14 protein-coding genes are annotated in these 19,769 nt (G+C 71.8%); 5 read left to right on the forward strand and 9 right to left on the reverse strand.

The annotated features are described in order from the left end of the window. Positions 1-2 precede the first annotated feature (2 nt). From nuoL to nuoN, 3 genes are read left to right on the forward strand one after another with little or no spacing between them, the layout of a single operon-like run. Complete coding sequence (nuoL, locus tag ACZ67Q_RS24635; RefSeq protein ID WP_471185812.1) at positions 3-1,967, forward strand: NADH-quinone oxidoreductase subunit L; 1,965 nt, start codon at positions 3-5, stop codon at positions 1,965-1,967. A gap of 5 nt (positions 1,968-1,972) precedes the next feature. After that, complete coding sequence (locus ACZ67Q_RS24640; protein ID WP_471185815.1) at positions 1,973-3,544, forward strand: NADH-quinone oxidoreductase subunit M; 1,572 nt, start codon at positions 1,973-1,975, stop codon at positions 3,542-3,544. Further along, positions 3,541-5,190 carry an NADH-quinone oxidoreductase subunit NuoN gene (gene nuoN / locus ACZ67Q_RS24645; RefSeq protein ID WP_361630768.1) on the forward strand — a complete coding sequence of 550 codons (1,650 nt, stop codon included), beginning with the start codon at positions 3,541-3,543 and terminating at the stop codon, positions 5,188-5,190. Before ACZ67Q_RS24640 ends, nuoN begins: the two co-directional genes overlap by 4 nt. Positions 5,191-5,288: 98 nt before the next feature. Here nuoN and ACZ67Q_RS24650 read toward each other — a convergent pair whose 3' ends face one another. Continuing rightward, positions 5,289-5,840, reverse strand: a complete 552-nt coding sequence (locus tag ACZ67Q_RS24650) for a hypothetical protein (RefSeq protein WP_471185818.1) — start codon at positions 5,838-5,840, stop codon at positions 5,289-5,291. Between the two features lie 368 nt (positions 5,841-6,208). On the opposite strand from ACZ67Q_RS24650, the gene recQ reads away from it, so the two are divergent. Continuing rightward, positions 6,209-8,254 (forward strand): DNA helicase RecQ, encoded by a 2,046-nt coding sequence (recQ, locus tag ACZ67Q_RS24655; RefSeq protein ID WP_471186157.1) that lies wholly within the window; start codon positions 6,209-6,211, stop codon positions 8,252-8,254. Positions 8,255-8,327: 73 nt separating this feature from the next. On the opposite strand, the gene ACZ67Q_RS24660 is transcribed toward recQ, so the two are convergent. The 8 genes from ACZ67Q_RS24660 to fahA all read right to left on the reverse strand — a co-directional run bounded on the left by ACZ67Q_RS24660 (position 8,328) and on the right by fahA (position 18,120). Then, positions 8,328-11,138: a fumarate reductase/succinate dehydrogenase flavoprotein subunit gene (locus ACZ67Q_RS24660; protein ID WP_471185821.1), complete on the reverse strand. Its 2,811-nt coding sequence runs from the start codon at positions 11,136-11,138 to the stop codon at positions 8,328-8,330. Positions 11,139-11,158: 20 nt separating this feature from the next. Further along, positions 11,159-11,953, reverse strand: coding sequence for an ABC transporter ATP-binding protein (locus ACZ67Q_RS24665; protein ID WP_471185822.1), 795 nt, complete (start codon positions 11,951-11,953; stop codon positions 11,159-11,161). After that, entirely contained in the window at positions 11,937-12,818 is an 882-nt protein-coding gene (locus ACZ67Q_RS24670; protein WP_471185825.1) for an ABC transporter permease, read from the reverse strand. Before ACZ67Q_RS24670 ends, ACZ67Q_RS24665 begins: the two co-directional genes overlap by 17 nt. Beyond that, entirely contained in the window at positions 12,815-14,182 is a 1,368-nt protein-coding gene (locus ACZ67Q_RS24675) for an ABC transporter substrate-binding protein (protein ID WP_471185827.1), read from the reverse strand. The genes ACZ67Q_RS24670 and ACZ67Q_RS24675 overlap by 4 nt, the downstream gene beginning before the upstream one ends. A gap of 14 nt (positions 14,183-14,196) precedes the next feature. Then, positions 14,197-14,424 carry a 4Fe-4S dicluster domain-containing protein gene (locus ACZ67Q_RS24680; protein WP_053852588.1) on the reverse strand — a complete coding sequence of 76 codons (228 nt, stop codon included), beginning with the start codon at positions 14,422-14,424 and terminating at the stop codon, positions 14,197-14,199. A gap of 171 nt (positions 14,425-14,595) precedes the next feature. After that, entirely contained in the window at positions 14,596-15,384 is a 789-nt protein-coding gene (locus ACZ67Q_RS24685; RefSeq protein ID WP_471185831.1) for a GntR family transcriptional regulator, read from the reverse strand. Positions 15,385-15,603: 219 nt separating this feature from the next. Next, positions 15,604-16,542, reverse strand: coding sequence for a M56 family metallopeptidase (locus ACZ67Q_RS24690; RefSeq protein WP_471185834.1), 939 nt, complete (start codon positions 16,540-16,542; stop codon positions 15,604-15,606). A gap of 363 nt (positions 16,543-16,905) precedes the next feature. Beyond that, the gene (gene fahA / locus ACZ67Q_RS24695; protein WP_471185837.1) at positions 16,906-18,120 is read right to left on the reverse strand and encodes a fumarylacetoacetase; all 1,215 of its coding nucleotides are present in this window, start codon (positions 18,118-18,120) and stop codon (positions 16,906-16,908) included. A 245-nt stretch (positions 18,121-18,365) separates the two neighbouring features. Here fahA and ACZ67Q_RS24700 point away from each other — a divergent pair, with 245 nt between their 5' ends. Continuing rightward, positions 18,366-19,634: a carboxylate--amine ligase gene (locus ACZ67Q_RS24700; RefSeq protein ID WP_471186159.1), complete on the forward strand. Its 1,269-nt coding sequence runs from the start codon at positions 18,366-18,368 to the stop codon at positions 19,632-19,634. The last annotated feature ends 135 nt before the right edge of the window (positions 19,635-19,769 follow it).

Consider the following 19,769-nt stretch of genomic DNA (forward strand, 5'->3'; position numbering starts at 1 on the left):
TCGTGGAGAACCTGATTGCGCTGCTCATCGCGGCGCCCCTGCTCGGAGCGGCCGTCCTCCTGGTCGGTGGCCGGCGCCTGGACCGCGCCGGCCACTGGATCGGCACGCTGCTGTCCGCCCTGTCCTTCGTGTTCGGTCTCGTCCTCTTCTCCGACCTGTTGGGCAAGGACGCCGCACACCGCACCCTGACCCAGCACCTGTTCAGCTGGGTGCCCGTCGAGGGCTTCCAGGCGGACGTCGCCTTCCGTCTGGACCAGCTGTCGATGACGTTCGTCCTGCTGATCACCGGCGTCGGCTCGCTGATCCACCTGTACTCGGTCGGGTACATGGAGCACGACGAGCGCCGCCGCCGCTTCTTCGGCTACCTCAACCTGTTCCTCGCGGCGATGCTGCTGCTCGTCCTCGCCGACAACTACCTTCTGCTGTACGTCGGCTGGGAGGGCGTCGGTCTCGCCTCCTACCTGCTCATCGGCTTCTGGCAGCACAAGCCCAGCGCGGCCACCGCCGCGAAGAAGGCCTTCCTGGTCAACCGCGTCGGCGACATGGGTCTGTCGATCGCGATCATGCTGATGTTCACCACCTTCGGCACTTTCGCCTTCGGTCCCGTCCTCGGCACCCACGAGGCGCCCGGCCTGGTCGGCGGCGCCACGGAGGGCAAGCTCACCGCGATCGCCCTGATGCTGCTGCTCGCCGCGTGCGGCAAGTCGGCCCAGGTGCCGCTGCAGTCCTGGCTCGGGGACGCGATGGAGGGCCCGACCCCGGTCTCGGCCCTCATCCACGCCGCGACGATGGTCACGGCGGGCGTCTACCTCATCGTCCGCTCCGCGGCGATCTTCAACGCGGCGCCCGACGCGCAGCTCGTGGTCACCGTGGTCGGCGCGGTCACGCTGCTGTTCGGTGCGATCGTCGGTTGCGCCAAGGACGACATCAAGAAGGCGCTGGCCGGCTCGACCATGTCGCAGATCGGCTACATGGTGCTGGCCGCGGGCCTCGGCCCGATCGGCTACGTCTTCGCGATCATGCACCTGGTGACGCACGGCTTCTTCAAGGCCGGCCTCTTCCTCGGCGCCGGTTCGGTCATGCACGGCATGAACGACGAGGTCGACATGCGCCGCTACGGCGGCCTGCGCAAGTACATGCCGGTCACGTTCATCACCTTCGGCCTCGGCTACCTCGCGATCATCGGCTTCCCCGGCCTGTCCGGCTTCTTCTCCAAGGACAAGATCATCGAGGCGGCGTTCGCCAAGGGCGGCACCGAGGGCTGGATCCTCGGCGGCGCGGCCCTGCTGGGCGCGGCCATCACCGCCTTCTACATGACGCGCGTGATGCTGATGACGTTCTTCGGCGAGGAGCGCTGGCGCAACGCGCCGACGCCGTCCCCGGCCGAGCCCAGCGTGGAGCCGGCCGCCGAGACCCGCGGCGCGCACAGTGAACCGCACCCGCACGAGTCGCCGAAGGTCATGACGATCCCGATGATCGTGCTGGCCGTCGGATCGGTGTTCGGCGGCGCGTTCTTCAGCATCGGCGACCGCTTCCTGAACTGGCTGGAGCCCGTCACCGGGCACAGTGAGGGCGACTCGCCGCTCAGCGCGGCGGTGGTCACCGGCGCGACCATGGTGTGCCTCGTCATCGGCGTGGCCATCGCCTGGGCCCAGTACGGCCGGAGGCCCGTCCCGGCCGTCGCCCCGCGCGGCTCGCTGCTCACCCGGGCCGCCCGCCGTGACCTGCTGCAGGACGACTTCAACCACGTCGTCCTGGTCCGCGGCGGCGAGCACCTGACGCGCTCCCTGGTCTACGTCGACCACACCCTGGTCGACGGTGTCGTCAACGGCACGGCGGCCTCGGTCGGCGGCCTGTCCGGACGGCTGCGGCGCCTGCAGAACGGCTTCGCACGGTCGTACGCGGTCTCGATGTTCGGCGGTGCGGCACTCCTCATTGCCGCGACCCTGCTGATGAGGGCGGTCTGATACCGATGTCCTTTCCTCTGCTGACAGCGACGGCGGCGCTCCCGGCCATCGGGGCGGTCGCCACGGCCGCCGTCCCGGCCGCGCGGCGCACCGCCGCCAAATGGCTGGCGCTGTTGTTCTCGCTCGCCACGCTCGCCCTGGCGATCACCGTCCTGGTCCGCTTCGACCCGGACGGCGGCCGCTACCAGCTCACCGAGTCGCACGCCTGGATCGCCGAATTCGGGGTCCGCTACGAACTGGGCGTGGACGGCATCGCGGTCGCGCTGGTCGCGCTGACCGCGCTGCTGATCCCGTTCATCGTCCTGGCGGGGTGGCACGACGCCGACCCGCTGGAGACCGGCAGCCGGCGCTGGCGGCCCACGCAGGGCTTCTTCGCCCTGATCCTGGCCGTCGAGGCGATGGTGATCCTCTCCTTCGAGGCCACCGACGTCTTCCTGTTCTACATCTTCTTCGAAGCCATGCTGATCCCGATGTACTTCCTCATCGGCGGCTTCGGGGACCGTGCCCACGAGCACGGCGAGGAGGCGGCGTCCCGGCAGCGGTCGTACGCGGCCGTGAAGTTCCTCCTCTACAACCTGGTCGGCGGTCTGATCATGCTGGCCGCGGTGATCGGCCTGTACGTGGTCGCCGGGAACTTCAGCCTCGCCGAGATCGCCCAGGCCCGGGCCAACGGCTCGCTGCACATGGCGACGAACACCGAACGCTGGTTGTTCCTCGGCTTCTTCTTCGCCTTCGCGGTGAAGGCGCCGCTGTGGCCGCTGCACACCTGGCTGCCCAACGCCATGCAGGAGTCCACCGCGCCGGTCGCCGTCCTCATCACGGCGGTCGTCGACAAGGTCGGCACCTTCGCGATGCTGCGCTTCTGCCTCCAGCTCTTCCCGGAGGCGTCGAAGTGGGCGACGCCGGTGATCCTCGTCCTGGCCCTGATCAGCATCATCTACGGCGCGCTGCTCGCCGTCGGCCAGCGCGACATCAAGCGCCTGGTGGCGTACGCGTCGATCTCGCACTTCGGCTTCATCATCCTCGGCATCTTCGCGATGACCAGCCAGGGCCAGTCCGGCGCGACGCTGTACATGGTCAACCACGGCATCTCGACGGCCGCGCTGATGCTGGTCGCCGGCTTCCTGATCTCCCGGCGCGGCTCGCGGCTCATCGCGGACTACGGCGGTGTGCAGAAGGTCGCCCCGGTGCTCGCCGGCACGTTCCTGATCGGTGGTCTGGCGACCCTGTCGCTGCCGGGTCTGGCGCCGTTCGTCAGCGAGTTCCTCGTCCTGGTCGGCGCGTTCTCCCGCTATCCGGCCGTCGGCATCATCGCCACCTTCGGCATCGTGCTGGCCGCGCTGTACACGCTGGTGCTGTACCAGCGGACGATGACCGGTCCGGTGAAGCCGGAGGTCTCCGCGATGCCCGATCTGCGGGTGCGCGAGCTGGTGGTCGTCGCCCCGCTGGTCGTCCTGCTGATCTTCCTGGGCGTCTACCCGAAGCCCGTCACGGACATCGTCAACCCGGCGGTCAAGCAGACCCTGTCCGACGTACACAAGAAGGACCCCCGGCCCGAGGTGGAGGCGGCCAAGTGAGCACCCCAGCCGTCCACAGCCTGTGGACAACCGCGGCCGACCCGATCTCCAAGATCGACGCGCCGAAGATCGAATACGGGCAATTGTCGCCCACCCTGATCGTCATCGGCGCGGCGATCGTGGGAGTCATGATCGAGGCGTTCCTGCCGCGCAAGGCGCGCTACCACGCCCAGCTGTTCGTGTCCGTCGTCGCGCTCGCCGCCGCCTTCGCCGCGGTCGTCGCGCTCGCGGCGGACGGTTACGGCACCACCAAGGCGCGCATCGCCGCGATGGGCGCGATCGCCGTCGACGGGCCCTCGCTCTTCCTTCAGGGCACGATCGTGCTGGCCGCCCTGGTCGGCCTGTTCACCTTCGCCGAGCGGCGTCTGGATCCGGCGGCGCACGGCCGGCCGGTGGACTCCTTCGCCGCGCAGGCCGCGTCCGTCCCCGGCGGCGAGAGCGAGAAGGCGGCCGTGAAGGCCGGTTTCACCACCACCGAGGTCTTCCCGCTGCTGCTGTTCGCGGTCGCCGGCATGCTGGTCTTCCCGTCGGCCAACGACCTGCTGACCCTGTTCGTCGCGCTGGAAGTCTTCTCGCTCCCGCTGTACCTGCTGTGCGCCCTGGCCCGCCGCAAGCGGCTCATGTCGCAGGAGGCCGCGGTCAAGTACTTCCTGCTCGGCGCGTTCGCCTCCGCGTTCACCCTGTTCGGCATCGCCCTGCTGTACGGCTACGCGGGCTCGGTCTCCTACGGCACGATCGCCCAGGTCGTCGACGGCACGATCAGCAACGTCGACCCGGCCCTGGCGGGCACCATGGGCAACGACGCGCTGCTGCTGCTCGGCACCGCGATGATCGTGATGGGCCTGCTGTTCAAGGTCGGCGCGGTGCCCTTCCACATGTGGACGCCGGACGTCTACCAGGGTGCTCCGACCCCGGTGACCGGCTTCATGGCCGCGGCCACCAAGGTGGCGGCGTTCGGCGCGCTGCTGCGCATCCTGTACGTCGTCCTGCCCGGGCTGCGCTGGGACTGGCGGCCGGTCATGTGGGGCGTCGCGATCGTCACCATGCTCGGCGGCGCGATCGTCGCCATCACGCAGACCGACATCAAGCGCCTGCTGGCGTACTCGTCGATCGCGCACGCGGGATTCATCCTCGCGGGTGTCATCGCGACCACGCCGGACGGCGTCTCGTCGGTGCTGTTCTACCTGGCCGCGTACTCGTTCGTGACGATCGGCGCGTTCGCCGTGGTGACGCTGGTGCGCGACGCGGGCGGTGAGGCGACGCACCTGTCGAAGTGGGCGGGGCTCGGCCGGCGCTCGCCGCTGGTGGCGGCCGTGTTCGCGGTGTTCCTGCTGGCCTTCGCGGGCATCCCGCTCACCTCCGGTTTCGCCGGGAAGTTCGCCGTCTTCAAGGCGGCCGCCGAGGGCGGCGCGGCCCCGCTGGTCGTGATCGGTGTGATCTCGTCGGCCATCGCGGCGTTCTTCTACATCCGGGTGATCGTGCTCATGTTCTTCAGCGAGCCGCGTCCGGAGGGGCCGACGGTCGCCGTGCCGTCGCCGCTGACGATGACGGCGATCGGCGTCGGTGTGGCGGTCACGCTGGTGCTCGGTGTGGCGCCGCAGTACTTCCTGGACCTGGCGAGCCAGGCGGGTGTGTTCGTGCGCTGAGCCATCCGTCCCCGTACGGCTGTGGGGCCCCGTTCCTCGGTGGAGGAACGGGGCCCCACGCGTGCGTGCGAGGCTCCGGGTGGTGCGGGGCGCGTGCGTCAGGCCTTCGGTGAGTGTGCCTGGTGCATGTCGGAGGCCGGGCAGGTCACGTCCGGGTTCCACTGGGCGAACAGGCCGTTGCGGTTCGGCTTGTACAGCCAGGCGTGCAGGTCGTAGTGGCGCGGCATGCCGGGGTAGTGACCGGCCATGGGGCCCTGGAAGTCCTGGCCGAAGATCTGCGGCCGCTTGCCCTTGGCGTCGGCGGTCGGCACGACCCACTCCACCCCGACGAGCCGGCGTCCGCCGTTGCCGTCGTCCTCGTAGAGAAGACCGGCCGGCTTGGCGGGGTCCAGCGAGCCGAAGCGGGACTCGTTGAAGTAGTGGTAGCCCATTCCGCCCTGGTCACGGGCGAGGCACATGTGTGCCTGGTAGCCGTCGGCGAGCGCGTTCGGCAGGTAGCCGTACTTCGCGGTCGCCTCGTACGTGCGGGCGAGCTGGCCCCGCAGCACCGGGTCCGGGCCCGCGGAGTCGGCGTGGGCGGGAGCGGCGGCCAGGGGCAGGGAGAGGGACGCGGTCAGGGCGAGGACGGCCTTGGCGAGACGGGGGCGCATGAGGGACATCTCCTCGGGCGACGGACGGACACGACGGCTGCGGGTCCCCCCGGTCCCGCCCGAGCAGCATGTCCCGCACGCCGGCGGCTCGCCATGCCGGACGTCCATTGGGCTGAGGGGGCGGGGCAGAGCGGCGATGGGGTCGAGGGGCGAGGGGCTTTGGGGGACGGGGGTGGTGCGACGGGGCCGAGGGCGCGATGGGGGTGGCGCGACGGTGGCGTGAGGGGGCTGAGGTGCGGCAGTCGTACGCGGATCCGACGGCGGAGTCGGATGATCATGCCTCGTGCCTGTGGATAACTCGGGGGCTGTCACCGGGGGCCCCTATCGTGGAGGCAGTGGTCGAGGGACGACGCACGGGGGACGGGACGATGGCCGGGACGGGCGTGATCAGCGAGATGGCAGAGATGACCGAGGCGCCGGGCGCGGGCGAGAGCGAGGCGCTCGCCACGCTGCACCGGGTCTTCGGATACGAGGCCTTCCGCGGCGAGCAGGAAGCGATCGTCGAGCATGTGGTGGCCGGCGGGGACGCGGTCGTCCTCATGCCGACGGGCGGCGGCAAGTCGCTGTGCTACCAGATCCCGGCCCTGGTCAGACCGGGTACGGGGATCGTCGTCTCGCCGCTCATCGCGCTCATGCAGGACCAGGTGGACGCGTTGCGGGCGCTCGGTGTGCGCGCCGGGTTCATCAACTCCACGCAGGACTTCGACGAGCGGCGCGTGGTGGAGGCCGAGTTCCTGGCGGGTGAACTGGACCTGCTGTACCTGGCGCCGGAGCGGCTGCGGGTCGACGCCACCCTGGACCTGCTCTCCCGGGGGAAGATCTCCGTCTTCGCCATCGACGAGGCGCACTGCGTCTCCCAGTGGGGCCACGACTTCCGGCCCGACTACCTCACCCTGTCCCTGCTCGGCGAGCGCTGGCCCGACGTCCCGCGCATCGCGCTCACCGCGACGGCGACCCACGCCACGCACCGGGAGATCACCGAGCGGCTGAACATGCCGACGGCCCGGCACTTCGTGGCCAGCTTCGACCGGCCCAACATCCAGTACCGGATCGTGTCGAAGTCGGACCCGAAGAAGCAGCTGCTGAGCTTCCTGCGGGAGGAGCACGCGGGCGACGCCGGCATCGTCTACTGCCTGTCGCGCAACTCCGTGGACAAGACGGCGGAGTTCCTCACCCGCAACGGCATCCAGGCGGTGCCGTACCACGCGGGCCTGGACGCCGGCACGCGCGCCGCGCACCAGTCGCGCTTCCTGCGGGAGGACGGTCTGATCGTGGTAGCGACGATCGCCTTCGGCATGGGCATCGACAAGCCGGACGTGCGCTTCGTCGCCCACCTGGACCTGCCGAAGTCGGTCGAGGGCTACTACCAGGAGACCGGCCGGGCCGGCCGCGACGGACTGCCCTCCACGGCCTGGATGGCCTACGGCCTCAACGACGTCATACAGCAGCGCAAGCTCATCCAGTCCGGTGAGGGCGACGAGGCCTTCCGGCGGCGGGCCCAGTCACACCTCGACGCCATGCTCGCCCTGTGCGAGACGGCCCGGTGCCGGCGCGGCCAGCTCCTCGCCTACTTCGGGCAGGAGCCGGACGAGGCGGGCTGCGGCAACTGCGACACCTGCCTGACCCCGCCGGAGACCTGGGACGGCACGGTCGCCGCGCAGAAGGTGCTGTCGACGGTGGTGCGCCTGCAGCGCGAGCGCGGGCAGAAGTTCGGCACCGGTCAGATCGTCGACATCCTGCTGGGCAAGCGCACCGGCAAGGTGATCCAGTTCGACCACGACCAGCTGTCGGTGTTCGGCATCGGCCAGGAGCTCGGTGAGGGCGAATGGCGCGGTGTGGTGCGCCAGCTGCTCGCCCAGGGACTGCTCGCAGTGGAAGGGGAGTACGGCACGCTGGTGCTGACCGAGGCCAGCGGGTCGGTGCTGCGGCGCGAGCGGGAGGTGCCTCTGCGCAAGGAGCCCAAGAAGCCGGCGGCCTCCCGGTCGGCGTCGGGGTCCTCGGGCTCCTCGGGCTCCTCCGGCCGGAGCGGCAGGCCGAAGACCGCCGCCGCCGAGCTGCCCGATTCGCTCCAGCCCGCCTTCGAGGCCCTGCGTGCCTGGCGCGCCGAGCAGGCCCGCGAGCAGGGCGTCCCGGCGTACGTCATCTTCCACGACGCCACGCTGCGCGAGATCGTCACGGTGTGGCCGACGTCGGTGCAGGAGCTCGGAACGGTCAGCGGGGTGGGCCTGAAGAAGCTGGAGACGTACGGAGAGGGTGTGATCGAGGTCCTGGCCGGTCTGGGCGAGCAGCCCGGTTCGGCCGAGCCGCAGGGGGCCGGGACCAGCACGGCAGCGCCGCAGGAGGTCAGGAGCGGTACGGCGGAGCCGGACGACTACTGGCCCGACGCCGAACCGGAGCCGGAGGACTGGATATAGCGGGACACCGGGCGCGCGGTGCGCGGCGGGCGCTGTCCCGCAGCGAGCGCCGCGCACCCCGGAGTCCCGCTCGTCACAGCCCCCGCGTGGCGTACGCCCTGACGTCCGCGTCCGTGTCCGCGGTGGCCGTGGCCAGGGCCGCGCGGGCGCCCTCGGCGTCGCCGTGCCGGGTGAGGGCCAGGACGGCGGCCTTGCGTACGTCGGCGTTCGGATCGGCGACCGCCTTGGCGAGCGCCGGGACGGCCAGCGCGGCGTCCGCGGCCGACAGGGCGGTCGCGGCACCGGCGCGGACCTGGCAGGCCGCGTCGGCCAGTGCGGCGACGGCACGTGCGGCCAGGTCGGCGGAGCAGCCGGCGGTGCCCAGCGCCCCGTAGGCCGCCCCGCGCACCAGCGCGTCGGGGTCCTCGGTCAGGCCGGCGAGCGCGGCGAGGACCGTACCGGGTGACGCCGAGGCCGGGGCCTCAGTCGCGCGGGTGGTCACCGCCACCGTGGCCAGCGCCTTGGCGAGCGTGACCCGGACCTCGCGGGAGGGGTCGGCGTCGGCGGCACGGGCCAGTTCGCCGGCGGCGTCGACGGAGACGAGAGCCCGGACGGCCGCGATGCGCACGGTGATGTCGGTGTCGGTCAGGGCCCCGGCGAACAGGCCGGCGTCACCGAGGCGCAGCGCCCGCAGGGTGTCGAGGGCGGCGGCGCGGACGACGGGGTCCGGTTCGGCCAGAGCGGCGGCCAGGCCGTCGCGCAGAAGGGGCTCGGGCGGCAGGGTCTCGACCAGCTCACGGAGGGAGGCGGCGGCCGCGGACCGCACCTCGGCGGCCGTATCGCGCAGCGCGGCGGCCAGCGCGGGCCCGGTCCCGGCGGGCAGCGTCTCGGTCAGGACGGCGACCGCCTCACGCCGGACGGCGGCAGCCGGATCCGCCAAGTACGGGCGCAGCGCATCGAGTTCGGGCTGTTCCTCGGCGAGGGCGACCAACTCCAGGAGGCGCTCGGCGGCCGGCCCGGTGCGGGGCAGGGCGTCCAGCGGCTGCGGGACCCCCGCAGACCCTGCCGGCACGGGGCGCGCGTCGGTGACGCCCGTGACCGCCACGGGTGCCGCGTCGCGCGAGCCAGCGGTGGCCACGTCCTGCGGGCGCACCTCGCCGAGGGCACGGGAGGAACCACCGGCCGGCGCGTACCCCTCCACCGGAACCAGATAGGGAGCCACGGGACGGACCGTGAACTCCATCGCACCAGAGGGGGACTTGTGCAGATCGAGGTGGTGGAACCAGGAGGCGTCGTCACGGGCCGGATGGTCGAGGCGCTCGTGGTAGAGGCCCCAGCGGGACTCCGTGCGGGCCAGGGAGGCGCGCGCGGCCATCTCCGCGCAGTCGCGGATGAAGGTGACCTCCGCGCACCGCATCAGCTCGTGCGGCGTCGTCGCCCCCATCGCGGCGATGTCGGTGCGCATCCGCTCGAACGCCTCCAGGGCCAGCGAGAGCCGGGCGCCCGACTTCGGCGGGGCGACGTAGTCGTTCACGAAGCGGCGCAGCTTGTACTCGACCTGCTGCTGCGGCGGGCCGTCCGGGTTGCGCAGCGGACGGTAGATCAGCTCGTGCGCCTCACGCAGCTGGTCCTCGGGCAACTCGCCCTCGTAGGCCGTGTACTGGGCGGCGTCCGCGCCGGCCAGGTCGCCGAAGACGAAGGCGCCGATCATGTAGTTGTGCGGCACGCACGCCAGGTCACCGGCCGCGTACAGGCGGGGCACGGTCGTGCGGGCGTGGTCGTCGACGCGGACGCCCGACGCGGAGTGGCCGCCGCACAGGCCGATCTCGGAGATGTGCATCTCGATGTCGTGGGTGCGGTAGTCGTGGCCGCGCCCGGAGTGGAAGGTGCCGCGGGTGGGGCGCTCGGTGGAGTGCAGGATCGACTCCAGCGCCGCGACCGACTCCTCCGGCAGATGACTGAGCTTGAGATAGACCGGCCCCCGGTCGGAGGCCACCTCGGCGGCGAACTCCGCCATCATCTGCCCCGACCAGTAGTCGGAGTCGACGAACCGCTCACCGTGCCGGTTGACCTGGTAGCCGCCGAAGGGGTTGGCGACATAGGCGCAGGCCGGGCCGTTGTAGTCCTTGATCAGCGGATTGATCTGGAAGCACTCGATGCCGGTGAGTTCGGCGCCCGCGTGGTAGGCCATGGCGTAGCCGTCACCCGCGTTGGTGGGGTTCTCGTAGGTGCCGTACAGGTAGCCGGAGGCGGGCAGGCCGAGCCGGCCGCACGCGCCGGTGGCGAGGATCACCGCGCCCGCGCGCACCACGACGAACGCGCCCGTGCGTGTGTTGAAGCCGACCGCTCCCACGGCCCGCCCCTTCGCCGTCAGCACTCGTACCGGCATCACCCGGTTCTCGATGCGGATCCGCTCCCGCATCTCCCGTCGCCGCAGCTGCCGGTAGAGGACCTTCTTGACGTCCTTGCCCTCCGGCATGGGCAGCACGTAGGAGCCGGAGCGGTGCACCTGGCGGACCGCGTACTCGCCGTGCTCGTCCTTCTCGAACTTCACGCCGTACGACTCCAGCCGCTGCACCATCGCGAAGCCGCGCGTCGCCGTCTGGCGGACCGTGGACTGGTCGACGATGCCGTCGTTGGCGCGGGTGATCTCGGCGACGTAGTCGTCGGGTTCGGCGCGGCCGGGGACGACCGCGTTGTTGACGCCGTCCATGCCCATGGCGAGCGCGCCGGAGTGGCGGACGTGGGCCTTCTCCAGCAGCAGCACGTCCGCGCCGCGCTCGGCGGCGGTCAGTGCGGCCATCGTGCCGGCGGTGCCACCGCCGATGACGAGGACGTCGCAGGTCAGCTCCTCGGCGTCACCGAGGTCGGGGATCGCCAGTGGAGTGTCCACAGTGGTGTTCACGACAGTCACCGGGGTGCCTTTCACGTACCGAGCGAGGAGAGGATGTCGCGGCGCAGCGCCACGCGCGCGGGGTCGTCGTGTGCCGTCCGGTCACGGGGGTGCGGCACATCGTGTAGGGCGGTCACCGCGCCGGAGCCGATCAGCGCCACGCGGTCACCGAGGAACAGCGCCTCGTCGACGTCGTGGGTGACGAAGACGACGGTGGCGCCGGTGCCGTGCAACACCTCCACCAGCAGGTCCTGCATGCCGGCCCGGGTCTGGGCGTCCAGCGCGCCGAACGGTTCGTCCATCAGCACGGCGCGCGGCCGGCCGGCCAGGGCGCGGGCCAGCTGGGCGCGCTGGCGCTGTCCGCCGGAGACGCGGTGGGGCAACTGCCCGGCGAGGTCGGCGAGGTGGACGCGGTCCAGCCACTCCTCGGCCCGGTCCCGGCGTACGCGGCGCGGGACGCCGGCGATGGCGAGCGGGAGCTCCACGTTGCCGCGCAGGGTGCGCCAGGGCAGCAGCGCGTCCTCCTGGAAGACCAGGGCGCGCTCCGCCGCCGGTCCGGTCAGTGGCCGGCCGTCCTGCTCGACCGTTCCGGCGAGCGGCGCCAGCAGCCCGGCGAGGGTGCGCAGCAGTGTCGACTTGCCGCAGCCGGAAGGGCCGACGACGGTGAGGATCTCGCCGGGCGCGATGTCCACGTCGACGCCGCGGACGGCGGGAGCGTCCGGGCGGCCGAGGGTGACGCCGCGCAGGGTGAGCCGGGTGCCGCGCGCGGCCTGCGCCGGGCGAGTCGCGGGCCGGGTGGCTGTGCGGGTCTCAGACGAGGTGCTCATCACGTGCCTCCTTGCTCGGCGCGGGCGCCGCCGTGGCCACGGCGGTGCCTCCCGGCGCCTTCGATACGGCGGCCCCGGCGGGGCGGACGCGTGCCATGGGGGCAGGGGACGTGCGGGGCAGCCAGCGGGTCAGGCGGCGGCCGAGGAGCTCCACGGCGGTGGAGGTGATCCAGCCGAGCACGCCGATCGTGACCATGCCGACGAAGACGCCCGGGTAGTCGACGACGGTGTAGTCCTGCCAGGTGCGGTAACCGACGCCGTACTGACCGGAGATCATCTCGGCGGAGATCACGCAGATCCACGACACGCCGATGCCGACGGACAGCCCGCCGAAGATGCCGGGCAGGGCGCCGGGCAGGACGACCGAGCCGAGCACGCGCCACCGGCCGCCGCCCATGGTGCGTACCGCCTCCTCCCACACGGGGGTCAGGGCGCGCACCGCGTGCCGGGTGGAGACCAGGACGGGGAAGAAGGCGGCGGTGCAGGTGATGAAGACGATGCCCTGCTCGTTGGAGGGGAAGAGAAGGATCGCTACGGGGACGAGGGCGATGGCGGGGATGGGGCGGACCACTTCCAGCAGCGTGCCGAGCAGGTCCTCGGCGAGGCGCGAGCGGGCCACGAGCACGCCGGCGGCGACGCCCAGGGCGGCCGCGAGGAGGAAGCCGGAGGCGATCCGGGTCAGGCTGTCGGTGAGGTCCGTCCAGTAGTCGGGACCGGACAGCCGCCGGGCGAAGGCGTGGGCGACGTCGGTGACCGTGGGGAACTGCGAGAAGCGCAGCCACAGGTCGACGTCCAGGCTGGTCAGCAGCTGCCACACGCCGAGTGCGGCGGCGAGAGAGAGGACACGCAGCGCGTACCGGGTCATGAGGCCCGCTCCAGGGCTTCGGCGTACGTGACGACGCGCGCGCCGCCGTGGCCCGAGACGTAGGCGCGGGCGGTGGCCGGGGCGACGAACGGCAGCAGCTTCGTGCCGTCGGCCACCCAGATCGCCTTGTCGGCGAACCACGGGGTGCCGGTGGTGGCGTCGGCGACATAGGCGGCGCGGACGGTGTCGTGGTGCCGCTTCACGTGGCTGAGGAGCGCCGCGGGGGAGGGCAGCTCGAGGGTCTTGTCCGCACCCTTGGGCCAGACCTCCGCGGCGGCCGGCGCGGGCGTGGCGGTCAGGCGCCGGGTGTAGGAGGCGCCGAGGGCCTGCTTCACGTAGTGGTCGTCGACGAAGGCGTCCACGTCGATGTCGCCGGTCAGTTTCGCGGCCTTCAGGATGGCCACGTCCTGCTTGAGCGCGGCGACGAGCTGCGGTTTGAGGGCCGGGTCGAAGGTGGCGATGCCGTGGGCGCCGTTGTAGAGGTAGACGACCTCGGCGGGCAGGCCGGTGGCGTCGGCGACCTTCTCGGCGGCGGTCACGGGGTGGGCGCTCAGGTAGTCGGTGGCGTCGGCCTGCGCCTTGAGGAAGGCCTCCAGGACGGCCGGGTGCTTCTTGGCGAAGTCCTCGCGGGCGGTGACGCCGTGGAAGGTGGGCAGGTTCAGCTGGGCGCCGTCGTACAGGGCCTTCGCCTTGCCCTGGTAGGCGAGCAGGCCCGGCCAGGCGACGAACTGCGACAACGCGTCGGCGCTGCCCGCGGTGAGGGCGGAGGCGCCGACGGCGGGCTGTTGGTTGAGTTTCTCGATGCCCTTGTCGGGGTCGATGCCGGCGCGCCGCAGGGCCCGCACGAGGGTGCCGTCGGCGGCGGAGCCGACGGAAGTGGAGACCTTCTTGCCCTTCAGGTCCGTCACGGAGGCGAGCTTCGAGTCGGGTGCGGTGACGATGGTGTTGAGGCCGCCGCGGAGGTTGTAGCCGGTGACGGAGACCAGGTGGGTGGGGCGGTTCAGCTGCTTGCCGCGGGCGGCGTTGATGAGCAGCGGGAAGTCGCCCATCGAGCCGATGTCGATCTTGCCGGCGGTCATCTGGGCGGTGATGGGGGCGCCGGTGGCGTAGTCCTGCCAGACGACCTTGTAGGTGTGGCCGTCGTGCAGGGCGTTCAGCTGCTTCTCGAAGGAGCCGAGGGAGCGCAGCAGGGTGCCGGCGGTGACGGTGTTGATGGTCTTGGACTGGTAGCCGACGGTAACGGTGACCGTGGCGCTGTCGCCGCCCGCGGAGGCGGTGCCGCCGCAGGCGGTCAGCGGCAGCAGGAGCAGGGAGGCGGCGGTGAGTGCGGCGCGTTTCACGGGGAGGGACGCGGTGTGCTTCATCGGGTCGGGACCTTTCACCGGAGCAGGTAGGGCATGTTGACGGTGACGGCTCCGGTGGGGCAGCGGGCCGCGCACGGGCCGCAGTACCAGCACTCGTCGACGTGCATGTACGCCTTGCCGCTGGAGGTGTCGATGGCGAGGGAGTCCAGCGGGCACATGTCGACGCAGAGCGTGCAGCCGTCGATGCACTTCGACTCGTCGATGGTCACGGGCACGTCGGCCCGCTGGGGCACCAAGGGCATGGCTGTCTCCAGAGATCCGGAAAAGGTCTGCGGATCTCCGCCGGACAGGCGGAGATCCGCGGAAAAAAGTCGCCGCGGCGGTGAACCGGTCGTGCCCCGCCGAACGATGAAGAGGTGAAGGGCGGAAGGGACCGGAAGACCGGAAGGGGGCGGGATGCGGACGGGCAGGGGTCAGACGGAGCGGTGCAGCAGACCGCTCATGGAGATGCGGTCGCCGCGGAAGCGGATGAACTCGAGGTCCACCGGGCGCCCGTCACACAGGTGCGTGAGGCGCTCCAGCATCAGGACGGCCGCTCCGCGGGGTGCCTCCAGTACGGCGGCGGAGTGGGCGTCCGCGTTCACGGACTCCAGGGTGATCTCGGCGTGGCCGAGACGGCGGCCGGTGATGGCCTCCAGGAGACGGAAGACGTCGGTGTTCTCCAGGTCGGCGCCGAGCAGGGCGGTGCCGATGTCGAGCGGGACATAGGTCAGGTCGAGCGAGAGCGGCAGGCCGTTCAGACGGCGCAGCCGTTCGATGTAGAGGACGTCGGCGCCGGGCGGGACGTGGAGCCGGTCGGCCACGGGGCCCGGTGCGGGGACGGGGCCCATGGTGCGGACCTCGTTGGTGACACGGCCGTGCTCGTGCAGGGTTTCGGCCAGACCCATCAGGCGGTCGAGCCCGTGGGGGTATTTACGGGCGACGACGACCGTGCCGACGCCGGGCAGGCGGTCGACGAGGCCCTCGGAGCGCAGCAGGTCCAGAGCCTGCCGGACGGTGTTGCGGGAGGTGCGGTAGTCGGTGGCGAGGAGGGATTCATGGGGGAGCGTGCCGGTCTCGAAGCCGCCTGTGAGGAGCTGGCGGCGGAGCAGGTCGGCGAGCTGCCGGGCTCGGTCCGCACGCAGCCGGCGCCGCGCGCGGTGGGCGGCGACGGTGGTCGCGCCCTGGCCGGCGTGGTCCCGGATGCGGTCGGTGGCTGGCATGGCTGGAACCATACCGAGGAGGTAGGAAAAGGGGGGTTGCTGAAATGTTGCGCCACCTGACGACCCATCGAATACGGGCCTGACCTCGGGTTTCGACAGCAATCAGGGAAGATCTGCCACCCGGGAGGGGGCGGTGGCAACCAGTGCCGGGCCGTCGGGCCCCGGGCGTCAGGTCAGCCTCGGCCGCCAGATCGGCGTCGGGCCGTCGGAGAGGCGGCGTCAGGCCAGTGCCGTCAGGCCGGGCGCGAAGGCGATCAGGAGCGGCAGCAGGGGGACCAGCGCGGCCACGGTGGTCGTCAGGGCCCGCCGGCTGCGGTCCAGCCGGGGCGGAGGCTCCAGCAGGCGGTCGACCCGCTCACCGAGCAGGCGGTGGCTGGAGGCGCAGGACAGTACGCCCCGGTGCTGGTTGAGCTCGATCAGGGCGAGGGCGGTGGTGATGTGGCCGCAGCGGCGGGAGGCGGTGTCGTCGGCGGCCAGCTCGACCAGGCGGTGGGTCTGGTCGCAGAAGTGGGCGAAGAGCGGGATGCGGGGGAAACCGGTGGCCAGTGCGGTGGACAGGTGCAGCAGCCAGTCGTGGTGGGCGCGGGCATGGCCGCGCTCATGGGTGAGGACGGCGTCGAGCTGGTGGGCGGTGAGGCGGTGCAGGGCGCCCGTGGTGACGACCAACTGGGGCGGATGGCCGGGCATCCACCAGGCGTCCGGGTACTCGTCCTCCAGGACGAGCAGCGGGCCGCGCGCGGGGCCCAGCCCGGCCGGCAGTTCGGGGGCGCGTTCACGCAGGTGGGCGCGGGTCACGCCGCGGCGCCGGCGGGCCTCGACCAGCTCGCGGGCGAGCATGGCGGTGGTCCAGGCCGCACCGCAGGCCAGCAGCAGGGTGAGCGCGACCGCCCAGGGCGGGGCGGAAGACAGGTCGTACGCCTCGGTCACGCCGGGCGGTGCGGGCGCGAAGAGCTGGGTGCGCACGGTGTGGAAGACGGCGGCGGTGCTGAGCGCCAGGGCCGTCAGACAGCACAGCAGGACGGTCGCGACGAGGCACTGCCACACCCACAGGGCGACGACCGGTTCCCGTTCGGGCCAGGCGGCCCGGGTCAGCGCGCGGGGGACCGGCACCGCGGCCGTCAGAACGACGACGCTCAGCAGGAGCAGGCAGATGGTCATGCCACGGGCTCCGGATCCTGGTCGGGCAGGGCGGGGGTGGTCGTACGGGCGACGGACGCGATCGCTCGACGGCTCGGTGAGCGCGTCCGTCGCCAGTATGACGGCCCCGGGGGCGGTGCGTCAGCCCTCTGAAAGGAGGGCCCGCGGGGGCGGACGGGCAGTCCGTGATCACGGGCCCGCGGGGCGGAGGGACTGCTCGTGATCACGGCCCGGCGGGGCGGAGGGGCGGCCCGGTGATCACGACCCCGTGTAGCCGAGGGGCGGCCCCGTGATCACGTGTCCCGCTGGGGGGGGGGGGAGCCCGAGACGCCCCCCACCCCGGAGCTCCTCCGGCCGCGTCATGGTGGCCCGTGCCGGAGCGCGTCAGCGCGTGACGATCCGTCCAGTCACCTCGCCGAGGCCCACCCGCACGCCGTCCGGTCCGGGCGCCCAGGCGGACAGGGTCACCACGTCGCCGTCCTCCAGGAAGGTCCGCTTGCCGTCGGGGAGTTCCAGGGGGTCCTGGCCGTTCCAGGTGAGCTCCAGCAGGGAACCGCGCTGGGCGGGCTCGGGGCCGCTGACCGTGCCGGAGCCGTAGAGGTCGCCGGTGCGCAGCGAGGCGCCGTTGACGGTCATGTGCGCCAGCTGCTGTGCGGCCGTCCAGTACATGGTGGAGAAGGGGGGCTCGGAGACGACGTGGCCGTTGATGGCGACGGAGATCCGCAGGTCGTAGCCGCCGGGTTCGTCGGTGGAGTCGTCGAGGTAGGGCAGCAGCGGGTGGGTGCGCTCCGGGGGTGCGACGCGGGCCTCGTCCAGGGCCTCCAGCGGGGTGATCCACGCGGAGACCGAGGTGGCGAAGGACTTGCCGAGGAAGGGGCCGAGAGGGACGTACTCCCAGGCCTGGATGTCGCGGGCCGACCAGTCGTTGAGCAGGCACAGTCCGAAGACGTGGTCACGGAAGTCGCCGAGGGCGACCGGCTCGCCGAGGGAGGAGGGAGCGCCGACGACGAACCCGACCTCGGCCTCGATGTCGAGGCGGACGGACGGGCCGAAGACGGGCGCCGCGTCGGTCGGAGCCTTGCGCTGGCCGGAAGGCCGCGCGATGTCGGTGCCGGAGACGACGACGGTGCCGGAGCGGCCGTGGTAACCGATCGGCAGATGCTTCCAGTTGGGGGTGAGGGAGTCGGCGGCGTCGGGGCGGAAGATCTGGCCGACGTTCCGGGCGTGGTTCTCGGAGGCGTAGAAGTCGACGTAGTCCGCCACCTCGAAGGGCAGGTGCAGGGTCACCGAGGACAGGGGGTGGAAGAACGGCTCGACGGCCTCGCGGTGCGAGGGCACCGTCACCCACGCCGTCAGTGCGCGCCGGACGTCGGACCAGGTGGTGCGGCCGGCGGCGAGCAGCGGGTTCAGCGAGGGCTGGGCGAGCAGCGCGGCGTAGGGGGAGCCGAGCGCCATCGCCGCCGCGCCCGCGTCGAGCACGTGGTCGCCGAGCCGGACGCCGACCCGCCGCTCGGCCGGAGAACCGGCGGGCGAGAAGACGCCGTACGGAAGGTTGTGCGCACCGAAGGGGTCGCCCTCGGGGACGTCGAAGGGGGGCATGCGGTGCCGCCTCGCTTTCGTGCACGTCGGACACGGCGCCATGGCCGTGCGATCCAGGTGGTCGCGGCACACGTTACGGCCGAGTCGGCTGTCTTGGGCAGTGTCTAAAGAGTTTGCAATGTCCGTTATGGCCTTGTCGGAGGTGGCAATTCCGGCTTAGCGTCCTTTGCGGGGAACACGGACGGAGGGCATCCGTTCCGTCGGGGGGACACGTGGGGGGACCCGTGGCCAGCAGTGCCGCAAGCCTGCCGTTCCAGGCCGACCGTGAAGTACCGGGCCTGATCGTGAAGTTCGGAGACTATCCGCTGCACCACGGCGGGGTCGGGGCGATCCGCAGTCTGGGGCGTCTGGGCGTGCCCATGTACGCGATCACCGAGGATCCCTACACCCCGGCCGCCTCCTCCCGCTATCTGCGGCGCGCGTTCGTGTGGCCGACGACGGGCACGGAGGAGGCGGGGCACCTGGTCGAGGGGCTGCTGCGGATCGGGCGCCGGATCGGGCGGCCGACCGTGCTGATCCCCACCGACGAGGAGGCCGCGGTGCTGATCGCCGAGCACCAGGACGACCTCGCCGGGCTGTTCCTCTTTCCGCGCGTCGTCCAGGATCTGCCGCGTCGGCTGGCCAGCAAGCAGGGGCTGCACGAGCTGTGCGCGCAGCACGGCATCCCCAGCCCGGCGGCCGCGTTCCCGCGGTCGTACGACGACGTCGTGGCGTTCGCAGAGAAAGCCCGCTTCCCGGTGGTGGCGAAGAACCGGGAGGCGTTCGTGCGCCGCAGGCGGCCGGCCGTCAACGGCACGACGCGCATCACCACCCGCGACGGGCTGCTCGCGCTGGCGCGGGACTGGGGGGAACGGCCCGGGGTGATCCTTCAGGAGTATCTGCCGCGTGAGCAGGCCGAGGACTGGATCGTGCACGCCTGCTTCGGCGCCGACTCGACACCGCTGGCGATGTTCACCGGCGTGAAGGTCCGCTCCTGGCCGCCGCATGCCGGGATGACGGCGAACGCCTATGTCGTCGACAACCCGGAACTCGCCGACCTCGCCGCACGTTTCATCAAACAGATCGGCTTCACCGGAATCATCGACCTCGACCTGCGCTTCGACCGGCGCGACGGGCAGTACAAGCTCCTCGACTTCAACCCGCGCATGGGCGCCCAGTTCCGCCTCTTCGAGAACGAGGCGGGGGTGGACGTGGTCCGCGCCCTGCACCTGGACCTGACCGGGCGCACCGTTCCGGAGGGGGAACAGCGCGCCGGCCACCGCTACATCGTGGAGAACATCGACCTGGCCGCCCTGCTCGCCTATCGCCGCAGCGGCTACACGACGCCGCACGCACCGGCCCGGGCGAGCGGCACGGAACTGGCCTGGCTCGCGGGTGACGACCCGCTGCCGTTCCTCACGATGCTCGCGCGCTTCGTGCGACCCGGCGCGAAGCACCTCTATCAGCTGTGGCGGACCCACCGCCGCGGCAGCACCGGACCGGGTGGACGGCCGGGTGGACGCCACCAGCCGTAGCCGCCTCCCGGCCGGAACGCGGAGTGACGACACCGCGAAGTGACGACACCGCGAAGTGACGACACCGCGAAGTGACGACATCACGAAGTGACGACACACCACGAAGTGACGACATGACGTCCTGGGGAGGGACTT

The sequence above is a fragment of the Streptomyces sp. NPDC036813 genome, assembly GCF_055609245.1.

Coding starts and splice junctions, on each gene's coding strand:
- ACZ67Q_RS24640 (WP_471185815.1), top strand. CDS start 1,973: ATGTCCTTTCCTCTGCTGACAGCGACGGCGGCGCTCCCGGCCATCGGG.
- ACZ67Q_RS24650 (WP_471185818.1), bottom strand. CDS start 5,840: ATGCGCCCCCGTCTCGCCAAGGCCGTCCTCGCCCTGACCGCGTCCCTC.
- recQ (WP_471186157.1), top strand. CDS start 6,209: ATGGCCGGGACGGGCGTGATCAGCGAGATGGCAGAGATGACCGAGGCG.
- ACZ67Q_RS24665 (WP_471185822.1), bottom strand. CDS start 11,953: ATGAGCACCTCGTCTGAGACCCGCACAGCCACCCGGCCCGCGACTCGC.
- ACZ67Q_RS24670 (WP_471185825.1), bottom strand. CDS start 12,818: ATGACCCGGTACGCGCTGCGTGTCCTCTCTCTCGCCGCCGCACTCGGC.
- ACZ67Q_RS24675 (WP_471185827.1), bottom strand. CDS start 14,182: ATGAAGCACACCGCGTCCCTCCCCGTGAAACGCGCCGCACTCACCGCC.
- ACZ67Q_RS24680 (WP_053852588.1), bottom strand. CDS start 14,424: ATGCCCTTGGTGCCCCAGCGGGCCGACGTGCCCGTGACCATCGACGAG.
- ACZ67Q_RS24685 (WP_471185831.1), bottom strand. CDS start 15,384: ATGCCAGCCACCGACCGCATCCGGGACCACGCCGGCCAGGGCGCGACC.
- ACZ67Q_RS24690 (WP_471185834.1), bottom strand. CDS start 16,542: ATGACCATCTGCCTGCTCCTGCTGAGCGTCGTCGTTCTGACGGCCGCG.
- fahA (WP_471185837.1), bottom strand. CDS start 18,120: ATGCCCCCCTTCGACGTCCCCGAGGGCGACCCCTTCGGTGCGCACAAC.